4 protein-coding genes, 1 tRNA gene and 2 rRNA genes are annotated in these 14,475 nt (G+C 56.8%); 3 read left to right on the top strand and 4 right to left on the bottom strand.

Annotation, left to right across the window (positions count from 1 at the left end):
- Nucleotides 1-116 precede the first annotated feature (116 nt).
- The 3 genes from AC0V6U_RS00605 (at nucleotide 117) to AC0V6U_RS00595 (ending at nucleotide 8,201) form a co-directional block, all read left to right on the top strand.
- Entirely contained in the window at nucleotides 117-1,919 is a 1,803-nt protein-coding gene (locus AC0V6U_RS00605) for a methyl-accepting chemotaxis protein (protein WP_486169336.1), read from the top strand.
- A 454-nt stretch (nucleotides 1,920-2,373) separates the two neighbouring features.
- Nucleotides 2,374-5,541: a S8 family peptidase gene (locus tag AC0V6U_RS00600; RefSeq protein WP_472644311.1), complete on the top strand. Its 3,168-nt coding sequence runs from the start codon at nucleotides 2,374-2,376 to the stop codon at nucleotides 5,539-5,541.
- 68 nt (nucleotides 5,542-5,609) lie between these two features.
- On the top strand, nucleotides 5,610-8,201 hold the full coding sequence (locus tag AC0V6U_RS00595) for an EAL domain-containing protein (RefSeq protein ID WP_472644310.1): 2,592 nt from the start codon (nucleotides 5,610-5,612) through the stop codon (nucleotides 8,199-8,201).
- A 28-nt stretch (nucleotides 8,202-8,229) separates the two neighbouring features.
- Here the strand turns inward: AC0V6U_RS00595 and AC0V6U_RS00590 are convergent, their stop codons facing one another.
- From AC0V6U_RS00590 to AC0V6U_RS00575, 4 genes are all read right to left on the bottom strand, one after another.
- Nucleotides 8,230-10,896, bottom strand: coding sequence for a DEAD/DEAH box helicase family protein (locus tag AC0V6U_RS00590; protein WP_472644309.1), 2,667 nt, complete (start codon nucleotides 10,894-10,896; stop codon nucleotides 8,230-8,232).
- Between the two features lie 195 nt (nucleotides 10,897-11,091).
- A tRNA-Met gene (locus tag AC0V6U_RS00585) sits at nucleotides 11,092-11,168 on the bottom strand.
- Nucleotides 11,169-11,267: 99 nt separating this feature from the next.
- Nucleotides 11,268-11,382: ribosomal RNA gene (rrf, locus tag AC0V6U_RS00580) — 5S ribosomal RNA — on the bottom strand.
- Between the two features lie 128 nt (nucleotides 11,383-11,510).
- Nucleotides 11,511-14,300, bottom strand: a 23S ribosomal RNA gene (locus AC0V6U_RS00575).
- Between the last annotated feature and the right edge of the window lie 175 nt (nucleotides 14,301-14,475).

The raw sequence follows: 14,475 nt of genomic DNA, 5'->3' as shown, positions 1-14,475 counted from the left end.
CGAATTCATAAAAGCCAGTTGCAAATAATTTCACCTATGAGTCCTTCAATGAAGGATTTATAAAGGATTTTCGTTCAGGAAATTTCCAACGACGACCTGAGGTGGGAATTTCCGAAATGAACATGATGACGCAACAGGATGAGTTTGAGCAGCTCGCTGTCCCTGAATTTGCGCGCAAGATGGAAAAAGAGATCGCAGAAGAAATTGCGAACCTCGACCAGACCGCCAATCAAACCAACAAAAGCTTCCTCGACCGCATCGAGTGGTTTCGCAATTTGCGGATCGCTGGCAAGATCAAGGCGATCTTCGGCACATTCTTCGCCGTTTGTTTCGCGATGGCCCTCGTCCTAGGCCTCGGCCTTGGCGAGCTGTGGAATCGCACTCAGGTCAACAATGAGATCAAGGACGGCGTCCTCGCATCAGTCGACCTACGCGGCACCACCGGAGAGCTGCGCTACAATTCCGTTCGCTATATCTTCGGCGGTGAAGCCATCGCCCTAGAGCGGCAGCGCGACAGCTATGAAGCGGCTCAAGCGCAGCTTGCGCAAATCAATGGCATCGTCGCCACGCACGTCCCGCAAATGGGCGAGCGGGTGGCCGAAATCCAAACAGATTTGGTCGAATACAATGAGACATTCGCTGCGCTGAGCGAGAGCTTGGCGCGCGAAGGCCGCAGCGAGGCATCCGTTGCGCTGTCTTATGAACTGTCGAACAAGGGCGATACTTTGTTTGCAGATTCCAGAACTTTCGCGATCGATCTCTCCGCCCATGGCGAGCGGATGCGCGAGATCGGCGTCGATTACTTCTTTGCCATGGTTGGTATCGTTGTTGCGCTCGGCTTTGTAGCCACGCTGATCCTGCTGCTTGGCCTGCGCTATATGTCATATGGCATTGGCGACAGCATTTCAGACATCACAGACGGCATGAACCGCCTGGCCAAGGGTGACCCCAATTTCGAGATCCGGGGCCATGCCCGCGGTGATGAAATCGGCGACATGGCGAAATCTTTGGAGCTGTTCAAACGCGCCAACCGCCAGATGGAAATTTGGGCTCGCGAACGGGCAAAGCGCGCCGAAGAGCAAATCCAAGAGCAAAAAGAACGCGAGCATGAGCGCGCCGAGAACGAGAAGCGCAAGGCGGAAATGCTCAATGAGCTCGCCAAGCAGTTCGAGCATACCGTGGGCGATGTTGTTCAAGGCGTGGCTGCTGCGTCCAGCCAGTTGCAGGTTACCGCGACCAAGATGGCTTCGTCGGCCGAGCAATCGAGCCAGCGCACCAGCGAAGTCGTGCAAAGCATGAAGGAAGCCAATTCTGGCGCCACTGCAGCAGCAGCAGCGAGCGACGAGTTTGCCATGTCGATTGGCGAGATCAGCCGCCAGGCGACCTCTTCAAGCGAACTTGCACGTCTGGCCACTGATGCGACCAAAGAGGCCGATACGACGATTTCTGAGCTCTCAACCTCTGCTGAACAAGTTGGACAAGTGGTCGAGTTGATCCAGTCGATTGCTCAACGCACCAACCTGCTGGCGCTGAACGCCTCGATCGAGGCGGCACGCGGCGGCGAGGCAGGCCGCGGCTTCGCCGTGGTCGCCAGCGAAGTTAAAGAATTGGCCATGCAAACCAGCCGCGCGACTGAAGAGGTCGCAGCGCAGATCAATGCGATGCAGGATACAACAGGCGCCAGCGTCAATGCTCTGCGCGCGATTGCTGGTCAGGTTCGCGATCTCGAAAGCACTGCGATCTCAATCGCCAGCGCGGTCGATCAACAGTCCGTGGCTGAGCCAAGACCTGGCCCGCAGCATCGATATGGCCGCACGCGGAACCGATCAGGTATCGGGCCACATCTCAGACGTGCGCGAATTGTCGCTCTCAACCGGAACCGCTGCCAGCCAAGTGCTGACCAGCGCCACCGACCTTGAGGAACAGGCCGGCAGTCTGAAAGAGCATGTACAGGCGTTTCTAACCCGCGTTCGCGCCGGTTAATCTCTGTGTGACGGCAATATTGCGTCGTCCCGCCCGCCTGAAGGCGCCTCGACGGGCTTGCCACTAGCCGATTTCACTGACTTTTCGCCGCTTTGCGAGCCGCCATTGCGATTCGCCGAGGCAAGCATTCGGCGCGTTTGGCGTTAAACTTAAAGCAGACTAATTTTGCCTGGCGGCGAGCGCCATGAGCCGCGTTTACTCAAAATTTACCGCTGCGACCGCGCGCCTCAGCCGCTTTGGCGATTCTCGTCCACAAGCGCGCGCGCCTCGAGGGCGTTCAGACTTCTTAATATTTTAACCATTCACATCAATCCAAGTCCAACTCACCCCCTGTAATCCATGCAGCACGAAGGCGTCTCTGCACGCCGAATGATTGATTGGATGAACAGAATGGCTACCAAGTTTGCATCAGGAGTTGCTGGAATTGCGATAGCGGCATCGCTCGCAGCCCCTGCCTATGCGCAAGATCAAACGGTCGACGAACTTCCTGTTTTGGATGAGAAAGACCTCGTTCTTGCTAGTGAACTGGCGCCTAACACGCAGCGCCTGTTGCCATTGAATGTCGAGACGGCGGCGCAGGACATCCTTAGCTCTCCAGCATTCGCCGCTTGGTCATCGGATCAAGCCACCGGCACTGTTGTCACCGCGACCCCAATCAACGCGGCCATCAACACTGTTCGTCCGGTAGCCGCTCCAATCGTTAACACCGATCTCAGCGCAAACACGGGCCGCGTGACGCTGCGCGGCATCGATCCATTCTACGGCGACATCAATCCTTTCTATGGCGACATCGGTGCATTCTACGGTGACATCGGCGCGTTCTATGGCGACATTAACCCGTTTTACGGCGACATTGACGCCTTCTATGGCGACATCAGCCCATTCTACGGCGACATTGGCGCGTTCTGGGGCGACATTGACGCCTTTTATGGCGATATCGGCGCATTTGATGCGACCAATCTGAAACTGCTGGGTGAATTCTGGGCAGACAACAGCGCGCACATGGCCGCTGCTGATGAAGTTTGGGGCAGCCTCAACTACACTGAGAGCAACGGCCAATTCACGCCTGTCTACGATGGCACTCCTAGTCGCATCCTCAATGCCCTTGGCACGCTGATCGATCAGGCTGAGGGGCAATTTGGCGCGGCCTATGAAGCGGAAACCGGCCGTTCGTTCCGCGACGATTTCGTCACCGAAGTTCTCGCACGTCACGGCGTTGATCTTAACGACAAGGTTTCACTCGCTGGCAAATCAGCCAATGACCGCGCAGCATTCTTCCTCGACTGGCACGACAGCCTGATGGGCTATTCCGGGATCGATCATGTCGATCACTGGATGAATACGGTCAACTGGACCCCGTCAATTACGCAGATTCAAGGGTCAGGCAGGCAGGCCATTATCGGTGTGGTTGACGGCAGCTTTGCCGCTGATGCTGACCTTGCTGATAACATTGCCTGGTCAGGTGGTAACACCACGCCGCTCGGCGGGCACGGCGCAGGCGTCGCCAGCCTGATCGCTGGCGCGCATGATGGCGAAGGCATTTTGGGCATCGCTCCGCAAGCCAAGCTCGCGACATACAACCCGTTTGATGCTGATAACACCGCGACTTGGGACGCGGTCCAGCAGGGCATTGAACAACTGCTTTATGCTTATGTTGGCGGCAACGAAACTGGTTATGTTAGTGCTGTGAACCTCTCGCTAGGCGAGAGCGGTTGGGCGGTCTCCCAGGGCCTCGCTGATGTACTCAACAGCACCCATCTTAGCCGCTACAATCACGAAACCACTTATGTGGTCGCCGCTGGTAATGATGGCATTTCGCAGACGGCTGACATTGAGTGGGACTACACCAGCGACACCACCTTCATTCTGGTTGGTTCGCTTGGTCTGAATGGCGAAATCTCCAGCTTCTCCAACCGTCCGGGCAGCGCCTGCTTGCTCAACAATGGCGTGTGTGCAGCTGGCAATGAGCTCTACAATCGCACGATTGTCGCACCGGGCGAGTTGATCCTTGTCTCGGATGGCGCTGGCGGCGTGGTCCGGCGTTCGGGCACATCCTTTGCGGCGCCGCTGGTATCGGGCGCGATTTCACTGCTGCACGATCGCTGGACTTGGCTTGCACGCAATCCTGAAGAGACGGCAGAGATCATCTTCCGGTCAGCGCAGGATCTGGGCGCACCTGGCGTGGACGAAGTCTATGGCCACGGCCTGCTGGACGTTGCAGCATCGCAGTCGCCACTCGATTTTAATGCTCTGACATTCAAAACTCACCGGAAAATTGGCGGGTTTACGGTCCCAGTCATCACTCAGGTAAGCGAACTGCTGGGTGCCGGCATCCCGCAGCACTGGGAAACCGATGGAGTGTTCATCACGGCGATTGAGCGGATCGGTAACACATACCGAGATTTCGCGATTCCCGTATCGTCCTTCACATATGGCGGGACCACCGATGTGCTTGGCCATGGTGAGCAACGTTTCCAGGACTTCATCCGAGGCCGCTTTGAAAAGTGGCTGCTCAGCAAGGGCGCTGACAAGGACGGTGACGGCAAAATTGGCGTGACCCAGATCACTTCTGCTGTTGCGCCAACAAGGGGCGAGTGGAACCTGCAATACGACATGATCGCACCGCGCCTGACTGATGAGGGCGCTCTTGATCCTGTCCACACCGCAGCCAGCCTGACAGACCCAAGCGGAAAGTTCTCACTTACCGTGGGCCACGGCCAAGGCGCGCTTTCGCTAACCGGCCAACGTTTTGGCCTGATCAGTGACCACGATCAGAATGTTGGCGGTGTGAACCCGATTTTGGGCCTCGCATCGGGCGAAGTCTTTGGTTCTGCGAGCTTCAAGCCTACGCCTTCGACCACGATCACTGCTGGTTTCAGCGAAGAACGCGAAGATTGGCAAGATATCTCCGGCGTGTCGGAACTGCAGCGTGAAATTCAGCGCAATCTTGGTGCCCGCGAAGCGCGCGCTATGATCCTTGGCGTTGAGCAGAAGGTGACAGACAACGTCTCGCTCAACGTTCAATGGACCAACCTGCGTGAGGATGATGCACTCTTGGGTGTGCAAACATCCTCTGACGAATTCCTCGGCAATGGTTCGAGCACCAATGCGGTGACCGTTTCTGCCAGCGTCAATCTTGGCCAAGGCTTCTCATTCGATCTGTCTGCAACCGGTGCCGGCACCGACACAGCGGGCGGCCAATTGTTCGCTAACACCAATCGTATCACCAGCACCGCTGGCCAGATCACGATGAACAAGCGCGGCCTAATGGGCAGCAATGATGTGCTGCGCGTCTCCATCGGCCAGCCGCTGAATGTGGAATCTGGTGAGCTGGAATTCAGCTCCGAACAGGTCATCGATCGTGAAACCGGCGAATTGGGTTTTGTGACCCAAACGATCGGCATTGAAACAAAACGCCGCATGACAGGGGAAATTGTTTACGCAACGCCGCTAAGCAAGTCTTCGGAAATGGGATTGTTCGGTCGCTACATCAGCGATGGGGACGGCGATGACCGCCGCAGCTATGTGCTCGGCGCGAGTGTTGGCCTGCGGTTCTAGTCCGATACGGCAATTAATCCGACCTTGAAGGAAACTATCAAGGCGGAATGGGGAAATAGGGGACTGACATGGGCAGATTGATCAAAGGATGGGCCGCGCTGATCGCGGCTGCATTAGCTCTCGCCATGCCGGTGACCGCTGCGGCAACTGCCGCCGCCCCTGCTGCTGACGCATTCGAAGAGACGATTGCTGAGGCCAAATCCCTGATGATGGGCGACTCCGCTCAGGCATTGAAGCTCGCGCGCGAAGCCAAAGAGCTCGTTGCTGGCGACACCAAGGCCGAAACCAAGTCACGCCTGACCGCGCAATGGCTCGAGGGCGAGGCCCTGATGCGCCTCAATCGCGGCGATGAAGCGCAAGCGATCATCGCGTCGGCCCTCAATGAAGTCGCCAAAAGCTTCCCCGGCGACAAACTGCACGCTGACCTGCTGCGTTCGCAAGCCTCCTATAAAGCACGCCAAGCCGAATATGGCGAGGCGCTCTCGTTCTTCCTCGAAGCGGATGAGCGCTACAAAGCGCTGGGCGAAAACCGCAGCCGCGCAATTGTGCTCCAGAACATCGGCTCGCTCTATTCAGACGCGCGAGATTATGAGCGGATGCTCGGATATTACCGCCAGGCGGGCGAAGCCTTTCCGGAAGACAATGCCCTCGCCCTCTCGGCGCACAACAACACCGGCAACGCGCTGAAGCAGCTCGAGCGGCTGGAAGAAGCCGAAGAGGAATTTCGTCAAGCTCTGTCGGTGGCTGGCAAAATGTCGAGCCCGCTGCTGGAAGCGCGGATCCTCACCAATATTGCCTCGACCCAATACCGGAACGGTCAGTACGCAGCGGCAGAAGACACCGCAGCACGCGGCCTTCGCATCGCCTATGACCAAGCGCCAGAATGGCTGCCATTCCTCTACGGCGTGCGCGCGCAAATTGAGCTCAGCCGAGGCGATCTAGGCCGCGCAGGTGACTATATTGGCCGCGCGTTTAATGGTCAGGACCTGGCTTCGACCTCTCCGCTGTTCCGCGATTTCCATGATGCCGCTCACAAGATTTACTCTGCGCGCGGCGAGTACAAGCTCGCTGCCGATCACTTGGCGGCCTTCCACCGGATTGAAGGCCAGGCGCAGGATCTTTCTGCCGTTGCCAACAACGCTCTCTTGGGCGCTCGTTTCGATGCGGAAAACAGGGAGCTGCGCATTTCAAAGCTATCGGCTGAGAAAGAAGCGAACGAAGCCCGTCTGACCAGTGCGCAGAACCAAGTGTTCCTGCTCTCCGCCGTCATTGGCCTCGTCATCGCCGCCTTCGTTGTCGCGCTGCTGATCCTCCGTACGGTGAACCGCAGCCGCGCCGCGATTAGCGCAGCGAACGAGAAACTCACCTATGTGACGCAGCACGACAGCCTGACCGGCCTGTTCTCGCGCGATCACTTCCGCAGCCAGCTTGAGGGCGTCTCGCAAACCTGCGCAGAAACCGGTGAGCAAGGCGTTCTGATGCTGATCGACCTCGACCGGTTCAAGCAAGTGAATGATGTTTACGGCCATGCGGTCGGCGACAAATTGCTCGCCAAGGTAGCGGAGCGTTTCCGGAACGCGGCTGGCCCAGATGCGGTCATTGGCCGCCTCGGCGGCGACGAGTTTGGCCTGTTCCTGCGGCCATCGACGAGCATCGAAGAAGCAGCTGAAGTTGCCGACAAGATCATCGAGCAAGTCGGTGAACTTTACCAAGTTGGCGATTTTGAACTCGCCGTTGGCGCATCGATCGGTATCACGGCAATCACCGGCGGCGTGTCCGACAGTGTGCTGATGACCAATGCTGACCTCGCCCTCTACGAAGCCAAGCACCGCGGCCGCGGCACCCACGTGTCCTACACCAAGAGCATGCGTGATCGCCTCGAGGATCGCTCAGACCTTGAAAACGATCTTTCCGCTGCTCTCGAAAACGGCCAGCTCTCGATCTCTTATCAGCCAATCATCAGCGGCGCTGACCGCGAAGTGATGGGCCATGAAGCTCTGATGCGCTGGAACCACCCGGAACGCGGCATTGTCCCGCCGAGCGTGTTTATCCCGATCGCCGAGGAAGCTCTGCTGATCGAACAGCTCGGCGCGTGGATGCTGCGCTCAGCCTGCGCGGAAGCGGTGAATTGGCCCGAGCACGTCAAACTCACCGTCAATGTCTCGTCATTGCAGCTCACCACCGGTGCTTTCCTAGCAACTGTGGTAGATGCTCTGGCTTCGAGCGGCCTCGCGCCAAAGCGCCTGCTGCTGGAGCTTACCGAGACTATCCTGCTCGAAATGGACGATGAGCTGGAATCTCAACTGAAGAGCCTGCGAGAGCTGGGCGTATCCTTCGCGCTTGATGATTTCGGCCGCGGCTACTCCTCGCTCAACTATATTGAGAAAATGAACTTCTCGATGATCAAGATTGACCGCGACTTTGTTCAGGCCGCTGCCGCTGGTTCGCGCAAGAGCCAAGCTGTCGTGACCGCGATTGTCTCGCTGGCTCGTTCGCTAGAGATCGATGTGACCGCCGAAGGCATCGAACAAGAAGACCAGGCCGAAGCGATGCTGGCACTGGGTTGCTCTTGCTTCCAAGGCTTCCACTTCGGACGCCCTGAGCCCGTCACGCACGAGAGCTCTCAGGACGACGAAGCTGAAGCTCTGAAAGTGGCCTAACCGGCAAACGCTTAGCGGCTACGCGCCGCTAAACCCAAGCAGAACGCCGGTCGACGGATCGCTGAAAGCCAGCGGCGAATGAGCGCATCCGCGCGCGCAGCAAGGTCTGACGACCTTCGGTCGTGCGGGTGAAGACAAGCTCACCGCGCCCCACCTTCTGGCGCCAGACTTTCGCGAAGGCTTCGGCGTTTTCCTTGCGCCCGGCCAATGCCGCCGGAACAGCGTGAAAATCCGCACGCAGCCGCCATCCAAGCCGCGATTTTCGCACCAAGAGATAACGCGGGTTCTGCACAGGGCCCAACACTTCCGCGATGCCCTCCATCACTTGCCGCTCGGTAGACCGGCTGACTTCAGACACGATCACATCCTTGCGGCCATCAACACTGGTTCGGACGGTGATTTGCGCCCTTTCAAGCTCGCTTGCAGTCACAAACCCCGCCTGACCAAGGCTGGTCAAAACTGCGCTCGCCACTTCGCTTAAGCTGCCCTCCAGCGAGCCATTGCGCCATGCGAGCCGCGCCGCGCGACCTAGCCGAGGCAGACTGGCCAGCGTCGCAATGCCCAGCGCGCCCATGGCCATGATCCCAAGCCCCTCCATTGATGCGACCCCGCGTAGCTGATCCGCCGCCGCAATGCCTGCGCTCCCGGTGGCGGTCCACACCAGCGAATGCAGCGTGTCAGACCAGCTCAGCGCCCTTGGCGCATAATTCGGCGCGGCGGTTTCGCGCACTTGCGAGCGCGCCTCCCCCTCGCCCAGGGATTCGCGCCATTTCTTAGCGATTCCGGCTCGGCCTGAGGCATAGCTCAGACTGGCCGCATTTTGCTGCGCGATCGTCAAACTTGGATTGAGCCCGAGGCGCCCCAGCCCGCTTTCGATAAGATGCGATGCGCCGTTCGGAATGCACTCAAACGCTCTGAACCGCCGCGCCACCACCCCAATGTCGGAGGTGCGGGATGGCCCTCCATCATTCAATGCTCCCCAATTGAGCGAGGTCTCAAGCGCTTCAGCCAGCCCGCCCGTATCCGGCTCTAGCGTGGCCAAATGCCAGATATTCGACACTTTCTCGGGCGCTTTCGGATTGATGCGAATGGCGCGCCCGCGCATCTGGTTCGAGAGCGTGAAAGACGCGGTGTTGCTGGCTAGAACCAGACTGTTCAGCGCGGGCGCATCCCATCCCTGCCCAAGCAAAGACTGCGTCCCCACCAAAATCCGTATATCGCCGCGCATAAACAGCGCGGTGATTACGCGCACAAGGTCGGCATTGCTGCCGCCCGTCACCTGCAATTCGACATGACCAGGACAGGCTGAGATCGGTTTTGTCCGCAGTTCAGAGGCATCAAGGCCAAGCTCGCCAGCAACCACCTCCAATGCGTGCGCTGCCCCTTGAGGAATGATGACCAGACTGCCCGTGAGAACCGCGAGCTCGCCCGCGTTCACACCGGCTCGCCTCAGGCTTTCAAAAATGGGCACAACGCCCAGCTTGGCCGGTTTGAACTCGTCCTCATCACGCTTCGGCAACTCGCCCGCGCGGATATGATCGGACAGCACAACCATCCGCAGATCATCGCCAAGCGATGCCGCTTCTGCCTCTGCAATGGCGGTGATGCTCTCTAGTTTCACCAGACTGGATGCAAGCAGGCGGAAGACCGAGCGCGTGTGCCTCAGCCGTGCGCGCCCGCCCTCAATCAGGCCGTGTCTCTGAAGGCGGTTTTCCAGTGACTTGCGGCGTTCAGGGGAAAGCGGAAACTCGTCCTTGTTTTGCGCCAGCAAGCCATCGAGCAATCGCTCCAGCCAGAACAGAGAAGGCATTGGTAAGTCACGCGCAGAGGCACCCAGAACTTTAAGCGGCGCTTTTGGAAGCTTTCGCCCGGCAGAGCCAAGCATTATCAGCACCGCCGAAAGCATTTCAGGAGCATCCAATATGGCCTCAATATGGCCCTTGGGATCCGTCATCCACGGATGCTGCTCCGACCAATCCAGGAAATCGGCGTCTTCGCGCAGATCGCGCTGCAAATCGCCAATGGCTTGCCTGCGGCGGTCGAGCAAAGCCAGTGCGTCTTCCGTTGGTTCAGACAGGATCAGATGGTCTTGATGCGGGCAAAGATCGCCATTGCGGACCAGCTCTGGAATGCCGATTTCCAAATCAATCGGCCCGCACAAATCCTCATACCGACGCCACTCGGCAAAGCTCGCATCATAAGGCGGCGTCGCGGTGAGCGCGACGATGGTGACGTCTTTGAGCTCTCGCCGCAGCCGGTCCAAGCAATCCCACCAGGCTCGGCGCAAATGATGCGCTTCATCCAAAACCAGCGTAAACGACCCGAGCGCATTGAGGTTCTCAATCAGCGAAGTCAGATCATCACTGCGCCGAAAGCTGTCGAGCGATTGATAGGTCGACAGGGTGAACTTGGCGGGCGCCGAAAGATCGCGCGAAATCTCGTCATCGCCCGGAATTGCGGCCATGAACAGCGGAGATAATCGCTCGCGCCATTGATCGCGGATCGAAAGGCTTGGCGCAAAGACAAGCGCTGGCTTTCCCAACCTGCGGACGATCTCCAACCCAAGAATGGTTTTGCCTGCACCGGGCGCAGCAACGACGTGCAGCCTGTCATCGGCAAGATGGTCATGCATCTGCTCAAGAACACGCGCCTGATAGTCACGCCAGTTACCTGAAAACTGCATCCGATCGAGCATAGGGTGCCGCTATAGGACTATGTGCCCTTTGGCAAAACTGGATCTGATGTTCGGCTGTCTTTGTCTTGGAGCAAGTCTTGGATTACCCACAAATGTGCCGCTTTTGAGGCAATCGGCACAACCCAACACCCCAAACGCAAAAAAGCCCCACTGCCAGCAGTGAGGCTGAAATATCATGGCTTTTCAATGATGCGATGGTTGCGGGGGTTGGATTTGAACCAACGACCTTCAGGTTATGAGCCTGACGAGCTACCGGACTGCTCCACCCCGCGGCACCGTTTGACGTCATTAAAGACGTCAAAAGGGCTGTCCTTGACGGATCAGCCCTTTGACTAGTGAATGGGTTTGTCCCGCAGTCCGCAAGCTACAATGCCTGGCAGCGACCTACTCTTCCATGCCTTAAGACATAGTACCATCGGCGCTATCTGGTTTCACGGCCGAGTTCGAGATGGGATCGGGTGGGTCACAGACGCTATGACCACCAAGCAATGAAGCTTGCGGAAAACGGGTTTAAATCGGTGCACTTGGTTTAGTGTTCTTGGGCGTATCTGGCTTGAGAAATTCTCTACCAATCAATGAAAGCCACGCAGGGCTGACGTTGATGGTGCAGATTCTACAAGCGCGAACAGAACTATTAGGACTGGTTAGCTACACGCATTACTGCGCTTCCACACCCAGCCTATCAACGTAGTGGTCTACTACGGTTCGATGATACCTAATCTCAAGGGAGGCTTCCCGCTTAGATGCTTTCAGCGGTTATCCCGTCCATACATAGCTACCCAGCGGCACTCCTGGCGGAATGACTGGTACACCAGAGGTATGTTCACCCCGGTCCTCTCGTACTAGGGGCAACTCCTTTCAAGTATCGACGCCCACGGCAGATAGGGACCAAACTGTCTCGCGACGTTCTGAACCCAGCTCACGTACCACTTTAATTGGCGAACAGCCAAACCCTTGGGACCTGCTCCAGCCCCAGGATGTGATGAGCCGACATCGAGGTGCCAAACACTGCCGTCGATATGAGCTCTTGGGCAGTATCAGCCTGTTATCCCCGGCGTACCTTTTATCCGTTGAGCGATGGCCCTTCCACGAGGGACCACCGGATCACTATGACCGACTTTCGTCTCTGCTCGACCTGTCGGTCTCGCAGTCAGGCATGCTTATGCCATTGCACTCTCGCAGCCGGTTTCCAACCGGCCTGAGCATACCATCGCGCGCCTCCGTTACTCTTTAGGAGGCGACCGCCCCAGTCAAACTACCCGCCATAGAGGGTCCCTGGTCCGGATAACGGACCTAGGTTAGACATCAGAAAACAACAGGGTGGTATTTCACAGGTTGGCTCCACTCGGACTGGCGCCCAAGTTTCAAAGCCTCCCACCTATTCTACACAGTTCTTTCCTAATGCCACTCTAAAGCTGCAGTAAAGGTGCACGGGGTCTTTCCGTCTAACCGCGGGTACTCCGCATCTTCACGGAGAATTCAATTTCGCTGAGCATATCCTGGAGACAGTGGGGAAGTCGTTACGCCATTCGTGCAGGTCGGAACTTACCCGACAAGGAATTTCGCTACCTTAGGACCGTTATAGTTACGGCCGCCGTTTACTTGGGCTTCAATTCGGAGCTTGCACTCCTCCTCTTAACCTTCAAGCACCGGGCAGGCGTCAGACCCTATACGTCGTCTTGAAGCCGACTTAGCAGAGTCCTGTGTTTTTGATAAACAGTCGCTACCCCCTGGCCTGTGCCCCCTAATAAGAGTTGCCTCGAATCAGGGCCTCCTTCTTCCGAAGGTACGGAGGCAATTTGCCGAGTTCCTTCAGGATACTTCTCTCAAGCGCCTTGGTATACTCTACCTGACCACCTGTGTCGGTTTCGGGTACGGTCTATATGAAGAGGCTATTTCCTGGAACCGCTTGGCTGCCCCCTCAATCCAATAAGAGGAAACAACTTCCACGATCCGTCACACATCTTCAGGCCCACGAATATTAACGTGGTTCCCATCGACTACCCCCTTCGGGCTCGTCTTAGGGGCTAGCTTACCCTGCTCCGATTAGCGTTGAGCAGGAACCCTTGGTCTTTCGGCGAGAGGGCATCTCACCCTCTTTATCGCTACTCATGTCAGCATTCGCACTTCCGATATCTCCACCGTCGGTTACCCTTCGGCTTCATCAACTTACGGAACGCTCCGCTACCGCTGCAGTAAACTGCAACCCTAAGCTTCGGTAAATACCTTTAGTCCCGTTACATCTTCGCCGCAGGAACCCTTATTTAGACCAGTGAGCTGTTACGCTTTCTTTAAAGGATGGCTGCTTCTAAGCCAACCTCCTGGTTGTTTTGGGATTCCCACATGCTTTCGCACTTAGGTATTATTTGGGGACCTTAGCTGTAGGTTAGGGCTGTTTCCCTTTTGACGACGGACCTTAGCACCCGCCGTCTGTCTGCCAGACAAGACTCGATGGTATTCGGAGTTTGGTTAGGTTTGGTACCGCTCGCGCAGCCCTAGCCCATCCAGTGCTCTACCCCCATCGGCATACATCTGACGCTCTACCTCAATAGATTTCGCGGAGAACCAGCTATTTCCCGGCTTGATTGGCCTTTCACCCCTAAACACAACTCATCCGAGCATTTTTCAACATGCAACGGTTCGGCCCTCCAGTGCGTGTTACCGCACCTTCAGCCTGGTCATGCCTAGATCGCCGGGGTTCGGGTCTAATCCAACATACTCAGTCGCCCTATTCAGACTCGCTTTCGCTTCGCCTACACCTAACGGCTTAAGCTTGCATGCTAGATTAAGTCACTGACCCATTATGCAAGAGGTACGCTGTCACCCCCTAAAGGGGCTCCAACTGCTTGTAAGCATCCGGTTTCAGGTACTGTTTCACTCCCCTAATCGGGGTGCTTTTCACCTTTCCCTCACGGTACTGTGTTCGCTATCGGTCATGTACGAGTATTTAGGCTTGGAGGGTGGTCCCCCCATGTTCAGACAGAATTTCACGTGTTCCGCCCTACTCAAGTCCTTTTCAATCATTTTTGCATACGGGACTGTCACCCACTACGGTCTCACTTTCCAGAGAGTTCTGCTAATTTATGAAAAGGCACTGGCCTGGTCCGCGTTCGCTCGCCACTACTAACGGAATCTCGGTTGATGTCTTTTCCTCCAGGTACTGAGATGTTTCAGTTCCCTGGGTTCGCTTCACCAAAGCTATATATTCACTAAGGTGATACCTTATCCACCTCTCTCAGTGACCCCAAAGGATCAATGAAAGAAATGGTGAAGGTGGGTTTCCCCATTCGGAAATCGCCGGATCAAAGATTGCTCACATCTCCCCGACGCTTATCGCAGCGTGCCACGTCCTTCTTCGCCTGTACATGCCAAGGCATCCACCAAATGCTCTTACCTCACGCTTGAGAATCCACACCATCAACGACAAGCCTGCATAAAAGCTGCCGTCTTCATGATAGTGCAGAGAATTATCTCAGCCAGATAATCAATTTGATTGATTTGTGATGGCACCATCCGTCTAGCCAGAGCCTAAGCTCATGCTAGCAAGACGATACCGCCACGGCATCGATTTAAAAACCC

Source organism: Erythrobacter sp. W36, assembly GCF_057364935.1.
The sequence above is the reverse complement of the archived record's forward strand: the minus strand, read 5'-3'. Positions and strand labels throughout refer to the sequence as shown.

What these genes read in the sequence shown, in the direction of transcription:
- AC0V6U_RS00605 (WP_486169336.1), top strand. Translation starts at nt 117, where the DNA reads ATGAACATGATGACGCAACAGGATGAGTTTGAGCAGCTCGCTGTCCCT.
- AC0V6U_RS00600 (WP_472644311.1), top strand. Translation starts at nt 2,374, where the DNA reads ATGGCTACCAAGTTTGCATCAGGAGTTGCTGGAATTGCGATAGCGGCA.
- AC0V6U_RS00595 (WP_472644310.1), top strand. Translation starts at nt 5,610, where the DNA reads ATGGGCAGATTGATCAAAGGATGGGCCGCGCTGATCGCGGCTGCATTA.
- AC0V6U_RS00590 (WP_472644309.1), bottom strand. Translation starts at nt 10,896, where the DNA reads ATGCTCGATCGGATGCAGTTTTCAGGTAACTGGCGTGACTATCAGGCG.